Annotated in this window: 17 protein-coding genes and 1 tRNA gene; 5 read left to right on the plus strand and 13 right to left on the minus strand. The window is 72.8% G+C overall.

What is annotated here, in order from left to right; all coding sequences use genetic code 11:
• A complete protein-coding gene (locus tag amrb99_RS26250) occupies positions 1-276 on the minus strand; it encodes a GlsB/YeaQ/YmgE family stress response membrane protein (RefSeq protein ID WP_190860749.1) in 276 nt (91 codons plus the stop codon).
• Positions 277-411: 135 nt separating this feature from the next.
• Between amrb99_RS26250 and amrb99_RS26255 the strand changes: the two genes are divergently transcribed.
• A tRNA-Thr gene (locus amrb99_RS26255) sits at positions 412-484 on the plus strand.
• A 133-nt stretch (positions 485-617) separates the two neighbouring features.
• Here amrb99_RS26255 and amrb99_RS26260 read toward each other — a convergent pair.
• The 4 genes from amrb99_RS26260 to amrb99_RS26275 all read right to left on the minus strand — a co-directional run bounded on the left by amrb99_RS26260 (position 618) and on the right by amrb99_RS26275 (position 3,153).
• Complete coding sequence (locus tag amrb99_RS26260) at positions 618-941, minus strand: antibiotic biosynthesis monooxygenase (RefSeq protein ID WP_206700108.1); 324 nt, start codon at positions 939-941, stop codon at positions 618-620.
• Positions 942-991: 50 nt separating this feature from the next.
• Positions 992-1,471, minus strand: coding sequence for a hypothetical protein (locus tag amrb99_RS26265; protein ID WP_190860751.1), 480 nt, complete (start codon positions 1,469-1,471; stop codon positions 992-994).
• Between the two features lie 117 nt (positions 1,472-1,588).
• Positions 1,589-1,984, minus strand: coding sequence for a PASTA domain-containing protein (locus amrb99_RS26270; RefSeq protein WP_190860753.1), 396 nt, complete (start codon positions 1,982-1,984; stop codon positions 1,589-1,591).
• Between the two features lie 227 nt (positions 1,985-2,211).
• Positions 2,212-3,153: an intradiol ring-cleavage dioxygenase gene (locus amrb99_RS26275; protein WP_190860755.1), complete on the minus strand. Its 942-nt coding sequence runs from the start codon at positions 3,151-3,153 to the stop codon at positions 2,212-2,214.
• 220 nt (positions 3,154-3,373) lie between these two features.
• Here amrb99_RS26275 and amrb99_RS26280 point away from each other — a divergent pair, with 220 nt between their 5' ends.
• Genes amrb99_RS26280 through amrb99_RS26290 form a run of 3 tightly spaced genes read left to right on the plus strand, consistent with a single transcriptional unit; the run spans position 3,374 to position 5,479 of the window.
• Positions 3,374-3,949 carry a dihydrofolate reductase family protein gene (locus amrb99_RS26280; RefSeq protein WP_190860757.1) on the plus strand — a complete coding sequence of 192 codons (576 nt, stop codon included), beginning with the start codon at positions 3,374-3,376 and terminating at the stop codon, positions 3,947-3,949.
• A complete protein-coding gene (locus tag amrb99_RS26285; protein WP_190860761.1) occupies positions 3,946-4,293 on the plus strand; it encodes a YciI family protein in 348 nt (115 codons plus the stop codon). Before amrb99_RS26280 ends, amrb99_RS26285 begins: the two co-directional genes overlap by 4 nt.
• The gene (locus amrb99_RS26290) at positions 4,283-5,479 is read left to right on the plus strand and encodes a sigma-70 family RNA polymerase sigma factor (RefSeq protein ID WP_190860764.1); all 1,197 of its coding nucleotides are present in this window, start codon (positions 4,283-4,285) and stop codon (positions 5,477-5,479) included. The genes amrb99_RS26285 and amrb99_RS26290 overlap by 11 nt, the downstream gene beginning before the upstream one ends.
• On the opposite strand, the gene amrb99_RS26295 is transcribed toward amrb99_RS26290, so the two are convergent.
• A complete protein-coding gene (locus amrb99_RS26295; RefSeq protein ID WP_190860767.1) occupies positions 5,474-6,358 on the minus strand; it encodes an EamA family transporter in 885 nt (294 codons plus the stop codon). The two genes, amrb99_RS26290 and amrb99_RS26295, sit on opposite strands and share 6 nt — an antisense overlap.
• 223 nt (positions 6,359-6,581) lie before the next feature.
• Between amrb99_RS26295 and amrb99_RS26300 the strand changes: the two genes are divergently transcribed.
• A complete protein-coding gene (locus amrb99_RS26300) occupies positions 6,582-7,226 on the plus strand; it encodes a sulfotransferase family protein (RefSeq protein WP_190860771.1) in 645 nt (214 codons plus the stop codon).
• A gap of 84 nt (positions 7,227-7,310) precedes the next feature.
• On the opposite strand, the gene rlmB is transcribed toward amrb99_RS26300, so the two are convergent.
• The 7 genes from rlmB to amrb99_RS26335 all read right to left on the minus strand — a co-directional run bounded on the left by rlmB (position 7,311) and on the right by amrb99_RS26335 (position 15,003).
• A complete protein-coding gene (gene rlmB, locus amrb99_RS26305; protein WP_190860773.1) occupies positions 7,311-8,228 on the minus strand; it encodes a 23S rRNA (guanosine(2251)-2'-O)-methyltransferase RlmB in 918 nt (305 codons plus the stop codon).
• Positions 8,229-8,490: 262 nt separating this feature from the next.
• The gene (gene cysS, locus amrb99_RS26310; protein ID WP_190860777.1) at positions 8,491-9,888 is read right to left on the minus strand and encodes a cysteine--tRNA ligase; all 1,398 of its coding nucleotides are present in this window, start codon (positions 9,886-9,888) and stop codon (positions 8,491-8,493) included.
• Between the two features lie 112 nt (positions 9,889-10,000).
• Positions 10,001-11,020: an alpha/beta fold hydrolase gene (locus amrb99_RS26315; RefSeq protein WP_190860781.1), complete on the minus strand. Its 1,020-nt coding sequence runs from the start codon at positions 11,018-11,020 to the stop codon at positions 10,001-10,003.
• The gene (locus amrb99_RS26320; RefSeq protein WP_190860933.1) at positions 10,995-12,260 is read right to left on the minus strand and encodes a DUF6596 domain-containing protein; all 1,266 of its coding nucleotides are present in this window, start codon (positions 12,258-12,260) and stop codon (positions 10,995-10,997) included. Before amrb99_RS26320 ends, amrb99_RS26315 begins: the two co-directional genes overlap by 26 nt.
• A gap of 2 nt (positions 12,261-12,262) precedes the next feature.
• A complete protein-coding gene (locus tag amrb99_RS26325; protein ID WP_194737203.1) occupies positions 12,263-12,619 on the minus strand; it encodes a YciI family protein in 357 nt (118 codons plus the stop codon).
• 259 nt (positions 12,620-12,878) lie between these two features.
• Positions 12,879-13,793, minus strand: a complete 915-nt coding sequence (locus amrb99_RS26330; protein ID WP_190860787.1) for a DUF6585 family protein — start codon at positions 13,791-13,793, stop codon at positions 12,879-12,881.
• On the minus strand, positions 13,786-15,003 hold the full coding sequence (locus amrb99_RS26335) for a homogentisate 1,2-dioxygenase domain-containing protein (RefSeq protein ID WP_190860795.1): 1,218 nt from the start codon (positions 15,001-15,003) through the stop codon (positions 13,786-13,788). Before amrb99_RS26335 ends, amrb99_RS26330 begins: the two co-directional genes overlap by 8 nt.
• Between the last annotated feature and the right edge of the window lie 80 nt (positions 15,004-15,083).

Consider the following 15,083-nt stretch of genomic DNA (forward strand, 5'->3'; position numbering starts at 1 on the left):
TCATCTCGCATGCCCCCGGTTCCGCCGCCACGCCGCGACGGCCGCGACCCCGAGCACGGCCAGCCCGACCTGGAAGACCAGCTCGATCCAGTCGAACCCCCTGGTCGAGGCGACGCCCGTCTTCTGCGCGATCGCGGTCCCGACCAGCGCCGCGACGATCCCGATCAGCACGGTCAGCACGATCCCGATCGGCTGCCGCCCGGGCAGCAGCAGCCGCCCCAGCCCGCCGATGATCGCTCCGACGATGATCGCGGAGATGATTCCGCTGATGCTCACGTGGGCCCCCTCCCCCGAGTGCTGCACCTCCTTGTGCCCGCTCACCACCGCAAATCACCACCCCCCGCACCGCCGCCCGCCCCGGAAACCCCCGCGCGAACCCCCGCGCGGTCGACTACGATGCGGGACGAGCCCGCCGGCGTAGCTCAATTGGCAGAGCATCTGTCTTGTAAACAGAAGGTTAGGGGTTCAAGTCCCCTCGCCGGCTCCCAGCTCAGAGGCCCCTTGCGATCTTCGCAAGGGGCCTCTCGCACCATTATGGGAGCCATTGCGGTCTCGGCGGCCGGGAGTTTAGTGCGGCCCAGTGCCGGGGCGCGCTGCTGCCCGTATCGAAGCGGTGCCTAGGCCGGGGCGTTCAGGATGTTGACCACGACCGTCCGGTGGCTGACCGTCTTGTCGTAAGTCAGGAGCACGGCTCGTGCCTCCGGCTCCACCACGGCCGTCGTCATGTCGGTTCCAGCAAAGGCCCGTATGGCCTCGGCGGACTCCCACAGGGTCATGACCTCTAGCTCCACCAGGTCATCCCCGTCCAGGCGGAACAGGTACGCGCCTCGATGTCCGTCGAGGCGACGGAGCGTCGGCAGCACTGAGGTGGTGAAGTGCTCGCGGTAGGCGTCCGCCCCCTCGGCGGTGGCGGTTGCGCGCCAGACTCTGGCGATCATCATGGCTCCGGTTGTCGCGGGTACCTGTGCGCGGGCGCCGAGCTGCTTGCTGATCAGGCGGTCTTGACCTCGGCGATCGCGCCGCGCAGGGTGTCGAGGAAGGCCTTGCCGTCCGTGTCGTCGCCCAGGCCGATGTAGAAGGAGGCGGGTTCCGTCGTCCCCGACCAGAGGCCGGTAGCGCTGACGCCGGTGTCGATGTTGGAGGCCAGGCCGCGACCGACGCTCACTTCCTCCAGGCGGATCGACCGGACGTGGATGCCCCGCTGCTCTCCGGCCACGGCCACGACCAGGTAGCGGGGCAGGATCAGGGCGACCGTGGTGTGTTCTTTGTCGGGATCGCCGGACTTCGTCAGCCGCATGAGCAGGCCCGGGCGCTTGAGCCGCACGCTGCGCGTCTCGCAGCACCACCGCGCCGCGCCCAGCACGTCGCCGAGCTGGTGCGCCTCGGCGTGCGCGGCGATCGCGTCCCGCACCGCCGGATCGAGCGACCCGGCCTCGCACCGCCTGCTGGAACGTTCGTACAGCCGATCCATCCACGACCTCCCGAGATCAGCGCAAGCGTATGGTCCTGGGACGCGGAAACCAGTCCTCCACCTGCGGCGTCCTGCGTCCACAAGTGGACGCCCGCGGGAGGACGCCGAGCCGCCGGATCAGTCGGTGTACTTCTTGCTGTACAAGGTGATCGTGGTATTCGGTGAGACCACGGTTCCGGGTGCGGGCTTCTGCCGGACGACGACCCAGTTCCGGTCCCACAGCAGCATCCGTCCCTGACCGGTCGCGTCTTCTTCGGCGAGCATGAACAGGCCGTGGGCCTGCATCTCGTCCTGCGCCTTCTGGTGGTTGTGGCCGACGACGTCGGGAACGCGGATCAGCTTCGGCTTCGCGGCGTGCGTCTTCGTCGGTGCGGCGGCCTTCGGCGCCGCGGTCACGGTGTGCGTCGGCGTCGGGGTGACGGTGACGGTTTTGGCGGGCGCGGCCGTGGGGGCGGCCGGCTCGCAGGCGGCGAGGGCAAGGACGGCGACGCCCGCGCCGGCAGAGATGATCATGCGCATAAGAGGATTCCTGTTCTCGTTGTGGCGGGGAAGCGTCCCTGTGGCGGTGTTTCTGGGACGTGCCGTCTTCACTGGGACGTTCACGCTGGTGAGAGGGGTGTCACGAGCGGGCCAGGCGGGCGGCGGTGGTTTCCCGGCGCCTTTGGAACAGGAGGCGGAGGGTTCAAGTCCCACGCACGACGCCCCCTTCCGGTTGGGGAAGGGGGCGTCGTGCGTGCGGGTCAGGTGGCGGTCGGGTCTACGCCCAGGGTGATGGTGGCGAGCAGGCCGCGTTCGATCCGGCCCTTGTGGAGCGGACGGATCGTCAGCAGGCCGGAGTCGGCCTGCTGGTAGATGAAGTCGTCGTCCAGCTTCACGCGCTCGACGGTGTTGTCCTTGTAGGGGGACAGCGCGGCGATCTTCTCCGCCAGGTCCTCGGCGAAGAAGAGCTGGCCGGTGTGGCTGACGTGCCCGCCGGTGTAGGTCTTCTTCTGCCGGTCGACCTTGCCTCCGATGTGCACCTTCACGTGGATGTGCAGGGCCCGCCCCTGGTACCAGCCGGGGTAGATGGTCGCGAACTCGGCGGCGCCGTGGCCGTCGGCGAGCTGGACGCCGCGCAGGAAGGTCAGGTCGTTGACCGGCTCCTGGTGCATGTCGCCGCCCCCGGGAGGCGGGCCGGTCGGCGCGCCGGTGGGGGCGCCGGTGGGGGCGCCGGTGGGGGCGCCGGTGGGGGCGCCGGTGGGGGCGCCGGTGGGGGCGCCGGTGGGGGGCGTCCCGCCGCCGGGCAGGGTGTTGCCCTCGTAGCCGGAGTAGACGCCGCCCGCGTCGCAGTGCCAGATGTCCACGGCCGCCCTGGGGATCGGACGGCACGTCCGGGAGTCGACGACGGTCGTCCGCAGGATCAGCGGGACGCCCGGCCGGTCCTCGGTGATGGTGCGCCGGACCATCTCGTAGTCGAGGTAGTACGGGCCTTCGATCGTCTCCGGCGTGAGGACGCATGACGGCCGCTTCGCACCGGACGTGGCGGACACGGGCGTGGCGGTCCCGCCCTCGGCGCCGCCGGAGAGCGCCACGCCGCCGGCGACCGCTCCGACCGTCAGGCCGACGCCGCCCATCGCGGTCAGCGCGGCGCGGCGGCTCAGCCTTGTGCGTGGCGCCGGTCCATCTTGCTCGTTCTCGTCCATCGGGAGCCTCCTCGTTGGGGGGAAACGGGGACGCGGCAAGCCAAACGAGACGTCCTGAGAGCCCCATGGGCGGAAGATGAAAGTCCCATGAGCGCCTGATGCGCCCAGTGGGGAAGGGCGTGCGGAAGTTTCTCGGGATCGGTGTCGATCCGGGGAGAGCGTCTTCGTATTGGGGGCGAGGGGTCGGCGGTGGGCCGGCCGTAGGTGAGGAGATCGGCTCGTGGGGAACCTGACTGTGGTGGAGCACGTGACGCTCGACGGCGTGATGCAGGCGCCGGCGCGGGCGGACGAGGACGAACGGGACGGGTTCCCGCACGGTGGTTGGGCGATTCCCGGGAATGACGAGGTCATGGCCTCCGAGATGGGCAAGCGGATGGGCGGCGGCGGGGCGATCCTGCTCGGCCGGCGGACGTACGAGGACTTCCGCGCGGTGTGGCCCGCCCGGAAGGACAACCCGTACACCGAGGTCCTGAACCGGACGCGGAAGTACGTCGTGTCGCGGACGTTGCGGGAGCCGCTCCCGTGGGAGAACTCGGTGCTCGTGGACGACGTGGAGGCGGTCGCGGGGATCAAGGAGCGGGAGGAGCGGCTCACGGTGCACGGCAGCGGGGAGCTCGTCCGGTCGCTCGCGCGGCTGGGGCTCGTGGACGTGTTCCTGCTGCTGATCCATCCGGTGGTGCTGGGGACGGGACGGCGGTTGTTCGCGGGATTCTCGGAGAATCTGCGGCTGGTGGGCACCGTCACGACGACGACTGGGGTCGTCATCGCGACCTATCGGAAACTGGAGGACGCATGAAGCGGTACGTGTTCAACATCATCCAGCCCGTGGGCGAGAAGCCGCCGCCGGAGGAGCTGGAGAAGGTGATGGCGAAGCTCGGCGAGATCCGGCGGGAGCTGGAGCTCTCGGAGGCGTGGGTGTTCGGGTGCCCGCTGCACGAGCCCGGCGACAGCGCGGTGGTGCGGGTCGAGGGCGATGACGTGATCGCGACCGACGGGCCGTACACCGAGAGCAAGGAGCACATCGGCGGGTTGACCATCGTCAAGATGGAGAGCCAGGACGAGGCGCTGTGGTGGGCCGGGCGGTACTCGCGGGTGACGGGGCTGCCGGTGGAGGTGCGACCCTTCCAGGGTGAGTGCTGACGACGTCGAGCGGGCGTTCCGGGAGGAGCACGGCCGCGCGGTGGCGGTGCTGGTCCGGGCGTTCGGGGATCTGGACGTCGCGGAGGAGGCCGTGCAGGACGCGTTCGCCGAGGCCGTGCGGCGCTGGCCGGTGGACGGTCCGCCGCCGAGCCCGGCGGGGTGGATCATCACGACGGCGCGGAACCGGGCGATCGACCGGCTGCGGCGGGAGGGCGCGCGGCCGGGGAAGCACGCGCAGGCGGCGCTGCTGAGCGGTCCGGCGGAGGCGGAGGCGGGCGCGGAGCCCGCGATCGGGGACGACCGGTTGCGGCTGCTGTTCACGTGCTGCCATCCGGCGCTGGGGATGGCGGCGCGGGTGGCGCTGACGTTGCGGATGGTGGGCGGGTTGTCGACGGCGGAGGTCGCGCGGGCGTTCCTGGTGCCGGAGAAGACGATGGCGCAGCGGCTGGTGCGGGCCAAGGCGAGGATCCGGGAGGCGCGGATCCCGTACCGGGTGCCTGCGGCGGAGGACCTTCCGCAACGTCTGGTGGGGGTCCTCGCGGTGGTCTACCTGGTGTTCAACGAGGGCTACCGGCGGGAGGGGACGGCGGCGGAGGCGATCCGGCTGGGCCGGGTGCTGCTGGAGCTGATGCCGGACGAGCCGGAGGTGCGGGGGCTGCTGGCGTTGATGCTGCTGGTGGAGTCGCGGCGGGCGGCGCGGGTGCGGGACGGCGAGCTGGTGCTGCTCGCCGACCAGGATCCTGGCTCGTGGGACGGGGCGATGGCGGAGGAGGGCCGGGAGCTGGTGCGGTGGTGCCTGCGGCGGAACCGTCCGGGGCCGTACCAGATCCAGGCGGCGATCAACGCGGTGCACAGCCGTCCGCCGACGGACTGGCGGCAGGTGCTGGCGCTGTACGACCAGCTGATGGCGGTGGCGCCGAGCCCGGTGGTGGCGCTCAACCGGGCGGTCGCGGTCGCGGAGGTCGAGGGGGTGGACGCGGCGCTCGTGCTGGTCGAGGAGCTGGATCTGAGCCGCTATTACCTGTTCCATGCGATCCGCGCGGATCTGCTGCGGAGGTCGGGGCGGGACGGGGAGGCCGCTGCGGCCTACGGTGAGGCGCTCGCGCGCACACAGGACGAGGTCGAGATCGCGTTCCTGGAGCGGCGGCGCCTCGGTGTGCGGCAGGGCGTCCGGGACGGGTCATGATCGGCGGTTGAACGCCTGTCCGGCGACGAGGGCGCCGAGGGCGACGGTGAACCCGACGACCTGCCAGCCGGTGAGGGTCTGGCCGAGGATCGTCAGGCCGGCGAGGGTCGCGACCATCGGGTTGGTGAGGCCGAGCAGGGAGACCGAGGTGGGCGGCAGCCGGTCGATGCCGCGGAACCACAGCGCGTACGCGATCGCGGTCCCGACGATGCCGAGGTAGAGGAAGCCGAGGACGTTCTGGCCGGTCAGCGACGTGGGGACGCCTTCGAACGCGAGCGTGAAGGGGGCGAGGACGAGCCCGCCGACGGTGAGCTGCCAGCCCGTCATGACGATCGGGGACTCGGGCCGTCCCCACTTCTTGGCCAGCACGATCGCCGCGGCCATCAGCGAGGTGGCGGTGAGCATGGCGCCGATGCCGAGCGGGTCGAGGCGGGCGTCGCCGGTCAGGGTCAGCAGCGCGACGCCGCCGGTGCCGGCGATCGCCGAGTACAGCACGGCGCGGGCGGGGCGGGCGTGCAGGACGAGCACCGACAGCACCGCGACGACCAGCGGCTGGACGGAGCCGATGGTGGCGGCGACGCCGCCGGGCAGCCGGTACGCGGCGAAGAAGATCAGCGGGAAGAACGCGCCGAAGTTGAGGACGCCGAGGACGGCGGACTTCCACCACCAGGAGCCCTGGGGGAGGCGGCGGTTGGCGGCGAGGAGCACCAGCCCGGCGGGCAGGGCGCGCATCGTGGCGGCCAGCAGGGGGCGGCCGTCGGGCAGCAGCGTGGTGGTGACGACGTAGGTGGTGCCCCAGCTCGCGGGCGCGAGCGCCGCGAGGCCGAGGTCGGCGGCGTAGCGGTTGCGCAGGGACCGGGGTGCCGCGATGGCGGTCATCTGGATCACCCTTCATTGGTTACCTCAACGTTGAGATAACAGCACGAGGCTTACCTGACCGTCAATCCTCTGAACGTTGAGATTATTTACGGAAAGAGAGTGATCCCGGCCACCATGCCGCTCGCGTGACCACACGCTGTCGAGCGAGTACGGAACGTATCCCTTGCGGGTCCCCGGCACCCGGCCGACGCTGGCCTCGGCAACCGATCGAGAGGAGCTCCCCTTGCTTCAGGTCATCGGCGTCGGATTCGGCCGGACCGGCACGCTCTCCCTGCGGACCGCCCTGGAACGGCTCGGATTCGGGCCGTGCCACCATATGGCGGCCCTGTTCGAGGACCCCGCACAGATCGGTCTATGGCGCGAGGTCGCCGAGACGGGAACCCCCGACTGGGACCGCGTCTACGACGGCTACCGCGCGACGGTCGACTGGCCTGGTGCCGCGTACTGGCGGGACCTCACCCGCCACTATCCCGACGCGAAGGTCATCCTCACCGTCCGCGACCCCGAATGCTGGTACCAGAGCGCGCGCGCCACCATCTTCCAGTCGCACAACGCGGACTTCGACGGCGCGCCGCCGGAAGTCGCCGCGATGCGCGACGTCGCCCGCCGCATCGTCTGGGAGGGCGTCCTCGGCGGCCGGATCGACGAGGACCACGCGATCAGGATGTTCAACGAGCACAACGAGGCGGTGCGCCGCGAGATCCCGGCGGGGCGGCTCCTGGAGTTCGAGGCCGCCCACGGGTGGGAGCCGCTCTGCGCGTTCCTCGACGTCCCCGTCCCGGACGAGCCGTACCCGCGCAGCAACGATCGCGCCGCGTTCGCCGCCACGCTCAAGGAACGCCTCGGGAACACCGCCGCCCCCTCCTGACCGCTTCCCCGCCCCCGACCGCCGTCGAGGCGATCGGGGCGGCGAGACGTCCGCGAGCAGCGAGACGTCAGGGACGGCGGGGCGTCAGGAGCGCAGGCGGCTGACCTCGTACAGCGCGATCCCGGCCGCCACCCCGGCGTTCAGCGACTCCGCCTTGCCCGGCATCGGGATCGTCACGAGCATGTCGCAGGTGTCGGCGACGAGCCGGCCGAGGCCCTTGCCCTCCGAGCCCACGACCAGCACGAACGGGCCCGTCGCGATCTCCATGTCGCCGATGGTCACGCCGCCGCGCGCGTCCAGGCCGGCGACGAAGCAGCCGGCCTTCTGGTACGCCTTCAGCTGCCGCGCCAGGTTCGTCGCCTGCGCCACCGGGACCGTCGCGAGCGTCCCCGCGGACGACTTCCAGGCGCCCGCGTTCACTCCCGCGGCGCGCCGCTCCGGCACCACCACGCCGGTGGCGCCGAACGCCGCCGCGGACCGGACGATCGCGCCGAGGTTGCGCGGGTCGGTGATCCCGTCGACCGCGACGATCAGCGGGGACGTCCCGGTGAGCAGGTCGTCCGGATGCGCGTACCGGTACGGCTTGACCTGGAGCGCGATGCCCTGGTGGACGGCACCGTCGGTGAGCCGGTCAAGCTCGTTCTTGCCGGTCTCCAGCAGCGGGATGCCGCGGTCGGCGGCGATCTGGATCGACTCGCGGACGCGCTCGTCCGTGCCCGACGTCACGTACAGGGTGCTGCCGGGCACCCCCGCGCGCAGCGCCTCCACGACCGGGTTGCGCCCGGTGACCAGCTCGGGGACTTCACCGTTCGCGCGGCGCGCTCCGGCGGGACGGCCCGTCGTGGGGCGGCCGTCGGTGGTCCGCGCCGCGCGCGCGCCCGGGCCCAGCGTCTGGGTGCCGGTCCGCTTGGCGCTCTTGACGGCGCGCGCCTTCTGGCGCTTGCCGTGCCAGTGCCGGTCCTCGGCCTTGGGGGTGGGACCCTTGCCCTTGCGCTTGGCCATTGTTCGGTACGCCCCTCGCGACGATTGCGTGCTCGCCCTCGCGGCTGTCGGGCGGCTGGAAACTCCGGGGCGCGCACATGCGGGCGCCCGCGAACATGCCATTTTATCCGCCGCGGCCAGTGCGCGACGCCCGCCGGACCGAACCGCCCGCCGGGGAGGGCGGGCGGCCCGGGCCGCGGCCCCGGCCCGGCGAGGCCAGGGCCCCGGGTTCGGCCAGGTCAGGGCCAAAGGGCGGCGAGATCAGGGCCAGGGGGCGGCCAGGTCAGTCGCGCTTCAGTTCCCATCGGGCGCCGTGCGGGGTGTCCTCGACGACGATCCCGGCGTCGGCGAGGCCGTCGCGGATGGCGTCGGCGGACGCGTAGTCCTTGCGGGCCCGCGCCGCCTGCCGCTGCTCCAGGGCCACCGCGACCAGGGCGTCCACGACGGGACGCAGATCGTCGCCGCCGCCCTGGCTCCACTGCTCCGACAGCGGGTCGAGGCCCAGTACCCCGGCCATCGCCCGGACGGACGCCAGATGCCCGCGGACCGCGTCCTCGTCCCCGGCCGCCAGGGCGCTGTTGCCCTCCCGGACGGTCTCGTGCAGCGTCGCGAGCGCCTGCGGGACGCCCAGGTCGTCGTTCATCGCGGCCGCGAAGGCCTCGGGCACCGAACCCGCCGGCTCTCCCGCGCCGACGACCTCGCTCGCCCGCGTGACGAACCCCTCGATGCGCTGGTAGGCCGACACCGCCTCGGCAAGCGCCGCGTCGGTGTAGTCCATCAGCGACCGGTAGTGCGCCGAGGCCAGGTAGTAGCGGATCTCCGCCGGACGGGCCTTCCCGAGCAGGTCGGGCAGCAGCACCACGTTCCCGACGGACTTGCTCATCTTCTCGCCGTCGACGGTCAGCAGCCCGTTGTGCAGCCAGTACCGCGCGAACCCGTCGCCCGCCGCGCGCGACTGGGCGATCTCGTTCTCGTGGTGCGGGAAGATCAGGTCGACGCCGCCGCCGTGGATGTCGAAGACCGGCCCGAGGTACTTGGTCGCCATCGCCGAGCACTCCAGGTGCCAGCCGGGGCGCCCGTCGCCCCACGGCGTCTCCCAGGACGGCTCGCCGGGCTTGGCGCCCTTCCACAGCGCGAAGTCGCGCGGGTCGCGCTTGGCGTCCTCGTTCGGGGTGTCGCCGGTCGGCCGCATGTTCTCCAGCCGCTGGTTCGACAGCTCGCCGTAGTGGTCGGCCCAGGACTTCACGTCGAAGTACACGTCGCCGGCCGCGGTGTAGGCGTGCCCGTTCTCGATCAGCCGCCGGATCAGCACGATCATCTCCGGGACGTGCCCGGTGGCGCGCGGCTCGATCGTCGGCGGCAGGCAGCCGAGCAGGTCGTAGCCCTGCGTGAAGACCCGCTGGTTGCCCTCGGCGACCGCGAACCACGGCACGCCCCGCTCCGCCGCCACCGCGATGATCTTGTCGTCGACGTCGGTGACGTTCCGCGCGAACGTCACCTCGTAGCCGGACGCGCGCAGCCACCGCAGCAGCACGTCGTAGATGACACCGGACCGGAGGTGCCCGATGTGCGGAGAGGCCTGCGGCGTCGCACCGCACACGTACATCCCCACGCGGCCCTCTTCGAGGGGCTCGAACGTGCGGACGCTACGGGTACCGGTGTCGTAAAGGCGCAGACTCACAGCCCCAGGTTATTGGATAGGCCCCTGCCCGCGCGGACTCTCGCGCACCCGCGCCCGATCCGACGGCCCCCCTCCGGACGGGCCCGGAGGGGACCGGGGGCTGTGCCTCGCATCAGGAGGAGAAGGTCTCGGCGAGGCGGGCGGCGAAGGCGGGGGCCTCGGCGCCGAAGCCGCCGTGGTCGCCCGGGTAGGTCTCGGCGGGCTTCCCGAGGCGCTCGGCCAGGGCGAGACCGGCCCGGTGGGGCGGCTCGCCGGCGGACTCCGCGCCGACGGCGACCGTGATCCGGACGGGCGACTCGCGCAGCCTCCCGACGTCGAGGGAGTGGCGCCCGAAGCCGGGCACCTCGTAGCCGGCGAAGAAGTCGGTGTTCTTCTCGAAGCGCGCGAACATCTCCAGCATCTCGGGGCTCGGCGCCTCCGCGGCCTCGGAGGACCCGGCGGCCTCCCGGAGGCTCGCCGCCTCCCCCGCGTTCCCGGGCTCCCCCGCGTTGTCGGGCTCCCCCGCGTTGTCGGGCTCCCCCGCGTTGTCGGGCTCCCCCGCGTTCCCGGGCTCCCCCGCGTCGTCGGGTTCGCCCTCGCCCCCAGGTTCACCCTCGCTGCTGGGCTCGCCTTCGCTGCCGGGCTCGTCGCCGCCGGACATGCCCATGGCGGCGCCGAAGACGCCCATCGCGGGGCCGACGCCGCCTTCCCGATAGGCGTGCTCGACGTCCGCGATGACCGACTCCCAGTGGTCGGCGTCCGGCAGCAGCCCGAGCAGCGGCGGCTCGTGCGCGACGACCGCGCGGACCTGCTCGGGATGCCGCGCCGCCAGCTCGAGCGCGATCTGCGCGCCGGAGCTGTTGCCGAACACGAAGGCGGGGCCGCCGGCCACCGCGCCGAGCAGCCGGGACGCGTCGTCGGCGTGGACGGCGATCTCCTGGCGCTCGGGCGGGCCGGTGAGCGGGCTGCGGGAGTTGCCGCGCCGGTCGTAGGTCACGACCGTGTAGCGGTCGGCGAGCAGCCCAGCGAGCCCGGCGTAGCCCGCCGCGTCGTAGATACCGCCGCAGATCAGCAGCAGGACGGGCCCGGACCCGCGCACCTCGTAGTGCAGGGAGGCGCCGGGGACGTCAAGGGTTCGCGTGGTCGTTTCCATCGTGGTGTTCTCCGTCGAGTCGTGCGATGCGGGCTTCGAGGTAGCGCTGTTCCGGGAGGCTCGTGGTGCCGCGGGCGGCCTCCCGGTAGGCGCGGCGGGCGGCGGCCGGGTCGCCCGCCTGCTCCAGCAGGTGGGCCCGGACGGCCGCGAGCCGGTGGTGCTCGGACAGGCGCTCGTCGCCGTCCAGGGTCGCCAGCAGGTCGAGGCCGGCGCGCGGGCCGTGCACCATCGCGAGCGCGACGGCCTCGTTCAGCGTGACCATCGGGTTCGGCGCCAGGTGCGACAGCAGCCGGTACAGGGCGAGGATCTGCGGCCAGTCGGTGTCCTCGGGGCGCGGGGCCTCCGCGTGGACGGCGGCGATGGCGGCCTGCACCTGGTACGGGCCGGGCGCCGACCAGGTGAGGGCGTCGGTGATCAGCCGGGTGCCCTCGCCGATCGCCCCGGCGTCCCAGCGCGTCCTGTCCTGCTCGGACAGCGGGACGAGCAGCCCGTCCGCGCCGGTGCGGGCGGGCCGGCGGGCGTCGGTCAGCAGCATCAGGGCGAGCAGCCCGGTGACCTCCCCGTCCCCGGGCAGCAGCCCGTGCACCGCCCTGGCCAGCCGGATCGCCTCCGCCGTGAGGTCGGCGCGCTGCAGGTCCGGGCCGCTGGACGCGGTGTACCCCTCGTTGAAGATCAGGTACAGGACGTGCAGGACGGCGCGGAGCCGCTCGTCGCGCTCGGCCGGGGGCGGCGGGGCGAACCGGGCGCCGGTCGCCTTGATCCGCTGCTTGGCCCGGCTGATCCGCTGCGCCATCGTCGCCTCCGGCACCAGGAACGCCCGCGCGATCTGCGCGGTCGTCAGCCCGCCGACCGCGCGGAGGGTCAGCGCGACCTGCGAGGACGGCGTCAGCGCCGGATGGCAGCAGAGGAACAGCAGGGTCAGCGTGTCGTCGCGGTCGCCGGGACGGTCCTCGCCCGGAGCCTCCTCGCCGGCGGGCACCTCGCGCAGCGCGACGGCGGCCTCCCGGTCGCGGCGCGCGCGCTCGCTGCGCCACTGGTCGGTGAGGCGGCGCGTCGCGACGGTCAGCAGCCAGCCGCGCGGGTTCTCCGGGACGCCCTCCTCCGGCCACTGGACGGCGGCGGCGAGCAGCGCCTCCTGGACGGCGTCCTCGCACGCGTCGAACGCGCCGTGCCGCCGCACGAGGGTCCCGAGGACCTGCGGCGCCAGCTCGCGCAGCAGGTCCTCGACCGCGACGGGCACGGTCACATCTCGCTTCCGGCGTGGTGCATCACGGGGCGGACCTCCATGCGCCCGCCGAACCGGACGTCCGGCCAGCGCGAGGCGATCTCGACGGCCCGCTCCAGGCTGTCGCAGTCGACGGTGAGGTAGCCGGCGAGGTGCTCCTTCGCCTCGACGAACGGGCCGTCGGTCACGGCGGGCAGCCCGTCCTTCTGCCGGACGACCCGGGTGGTGGACGGGTCGGCGAGCGCCTCGGTCACCACGAGCTCGCCGCGCTCGGTGATCTCCTTCATGATCTCGTCGACCTCGCCGAACAGCTCCTGGCGCTCCTGCTCGGTCAGCTCCTCGACGAACCCCGGCCGGTTGAAGATCAGCAGCATGTACTTCACGGTGTCTCCTCGTTCTGGTGGCGCGGCCTCTCGCGGCCGCCCCGGTCCCGGTGGCGGCCCTCGTCGGCCGCCCGTCACCCACTGATCGGAGCCGCGGCCGGTTCCTCGACATCCTTCCCGAAGAAATCTTCGGATCCCCGAAAAACCTCCGGAGGGCGTCCCGTGCCCGGTGCCGGCCGCGCGGGCTCGCACCTGCCGGGACGTGGGTCAGGTCACCGGGTCCGTGGGGGCGTGGAGAGCCGCCCGCACGTCAGTGGGTGCCTAGTAGTTCTTTGATCTGGTCGCAGAGGAGGGTGAAGGGCAGGGCGTCGGGCATGTGGCCGGCGACCGCGGCCAGGTCGGGACGGCCGCCGTACGAGCGCACGTTCACCAGGCCGTCCTCGATCCCGACCTCGCGGACCGCCTGCCATGGGACCCGCTGCCCGTCCTTCTCGACGCCTTCCAGGTCGACGGTGAAGGGCCCCAGCCGCACGGTCTCGCCCGCCTTGACCGCCGCGAGGTGCCGGGGCACCGCGCGGCGCGTCACCTCGGCGGCGATCGTCTCGCCGAGCAGCCGGACGCCCGGGAGCTCGTCGCCGAAGCGCAGGACGCGCCCGTCCGAGCTCACGACCGTGAAGCGCCACCGCGTCCCGCCGGCCGGCCCGGAGCCGCCCGCGCCCAGGGTCGAGCCGCTGGACGATGCCGGAGCCCGGCCCCCAAGGTGGACGCCGGAGACCGTCACCGAGACCAGGTCGTCCCATACGAACACAGCGGCGTCGCCGCCCGGTCCGCGGGTCGCGAGCGTCCCCTGCGGGGTGTGCCCTCCCCACGTGTCGCCCTCCCCGCGTGCGTCCCCACGCGCGCGATGGGAGGACGTCGAAGTGGCGCCGCCGGCGGCGGGAGGTGGGGACACCAGGAGACCACCGGTGTACAGGTGCACGACGGGGGCGCGTTTCCACACGATGCCCCAGCCCGCGATCCACCCGGCGGCCGCGGCGCAGCCCATGGCGATCACGGTGAGCGGCGCGCCGAGCCAGGCGCGGCCGGACAGGAAGGCGGCGACGGCGAGCGGGACCAGCACGGCCACGGCCGCGGCGAGCGCGGCCAGCCAGGTGAGCGCGCGGCGCCGGGCCGGCCGTGCGTCGAAGGCCCGGACCGGCTCGCCGAGACCGGGCGGCTCAGCCATCGCCCTCCCGCTGGCCGGAGGTGCGGGCCCACGTCCACGCGTACTCGGGGTCCTCGCAGCGGCGCGCCGCGGCGCCCAGCCGCAGCGGGCGGAACGTGTCGATCATGACGGCCATCTCCGTGGTGCGGTCGTGCCCCTGCCGCACCGCCTCCACGACCGCCTCGACGGCGCCCGGCTGCGGCCCGTGCGTGAACCCCGACGGATGCAGCGAGATGGAGCCGATGCCGATCCCCGAGCCCTTGCGGGCCGAGTAGTCCCCGGCGACGTAGAACATCATCTCGTCGCTGTCGACGTTGTGGTGGTTGTACGGGATCGGCACGGCCCGGTCGTCGAAGTCGAGGGGACGCGGGCAGAACGAGCAGATCACGAACCCCGGGCCCTCGAACGTCTGGTGGACGGGCGGCGGCGCGTGCGTCCGCTTCACGATGGGCTCGAAGTCGTTGATGTTGAAGACGTAGGGGTACAGGTAGCCGTCCCAGCCGACGACGTCGAACGGGTGCCGCAGGTACGTCAGGCGCGACAGCCCGTTCCGGTTGCGGACGAGGACCGGCACCTCGCCGCCGTCCACCAGGAGGGGTTCGGACGGTCCGCGCAGGTCGCGCTCGCTGTAGGGGGCGTGCTCCAGGAACTGCCCGTACTGCGACAGGTACCGCTTCGGCGGCCTGATGTGCCCCCTCGCCTCGATGACGAGCGCGTGGAGAGAGGCCCCGCCGCCCCGTTCCGGCAGCACCCACCGGTGGATGGTCCCGGTCGGGATGACCACGTAGTCGCCCTCGCCGGCGTCGAGCGCCCCGTAGGTCGTCTCGACCCTCGCCCGCCCGGACTGGACGTACACGACCTCGGCGCCGGCCGAGTTCCGGTACAGCTCGCTGGTGGCGTCCGCCGCGACGAACGAGAGCGTCACGTCGTCGTTGCCGAACAGGATCTGCCGGCCGAGCACCATGTCACCGCCCTCGGGCAGGTCCTGGGTGCGGTAGGCGCGCGGCTGCAGCGGATGGTTCGGGGCGAGCCCGGCGCCGTCGGCGGCCCCGTCCCGCACGCCCTCGCTCTTGGTGATCGCCGTCGGGGCGTGCCGGTGGTACAGCAGGCTGGAGTCGGACGTGAAGCCCTCCTCGCCCATCAGCTCCTCGGCGTACAGGCCGCCGTCCGGCCGCCGGAACTGCACGTGACGCTTCCGCGGGATCTCCCCCACGGCCCTGTAGTACGGCATCGCCGCCTCCCATCGGGGACGCCTTCGTCCCCTTACGGTACGTCTTCACCCGTGTCGCGGCGGGACCCTCCGACCCCGAC

The sequence above is a fragment of the Actinomadura sp. RB99 genome (assembly GCF_014706005.1).
Taxonomy (GTDB): Bacteria; Actinomycetota; Actinomycetes; order Streptosporangiales; family Streptosporangiaceae; genus Spirillospora.

Bases quoted from the DNA above. Each gene is read 5' to 3' on its own strand.
- amrb99_RS26260 (WP_206700108.1), bottom strand. From the start codon at position 941: ATGATGATCGCCAGAGTCTGGCGCGCAACCGCCACCGCCGAGGGGGCG.
- amrb99_RS26265 (WP_190860751.1), bottom strand. From the start codon at position 1,471: ATGGATCGGCTGTACGAACGTTCCAGCAGGCGGTGCGAGGCCGGGTCG.
- rlmB (WP_190860773.1), bottom strand. From the start codon at position 8,228: ATGGCCAAGCGCAAGGGCAAGGGTCCCACCCCCAAGGCCGAGGACCGG.
- amrb99_RS26285 (WP_190860761.1), top strand. From the start codon at position 3,946: ATGAAGCGGTACGTGTTCAACATCATCCAGCCCGTGGGCGAGAAGCCG.
- amrb99_RS26315 (WP_190860781.1), bottom strand. From the start codon at position 11,020: ATGGAAACGACCACGCGAACCCTTGACGTCCCCGGCGCCTCCCTGCAC.
- amrb99_RS26335 (WP_190860795.1), bottom strand. From the start codon at position 15,003: ATGCCGTACTACAGGGCCGTGGGGGAGATCCCGCGGAAGCGTCACGTG.
- amrb99_RS26275 (WP_190860755.1), bottom strand. From the start codon at position 3,153: ATGGACGAGAACGAGCAAGATGGACCGGCGCCACGCACAAGGCTGAGC.
- amrb99_RS26270 (WP_190860753.1), bottom strand. From the start codon at position 1,984: ATGATCATCTCTGCCGGCGCGGGCGTCGCCGTCCTTGCCCTCGCCGCC.
- amrb99_RS26325 (WP_194737203.1), bottom strand. From the start codon at position 12,619: ATGCTGCTGATCTTCAACCGGCCGGGGTTCGTCGAGGAGCTGACCGAG.
- amrb99_RS26330 (WP_190860787.1), bottom strand. From the start codon at position 13,793: ATGGCTGAGCCGCCCGGTCTCGGCGAGCCGGTCCGGGCCTTCGACGCA.
- amrb99_RS26295 (WP_190860767.1), bottom strand. From the start codon at position 6,358: ATGACCGCCATCGCGGCACCCCGGTCCCTGCGCAACCGCTACGCCGCC.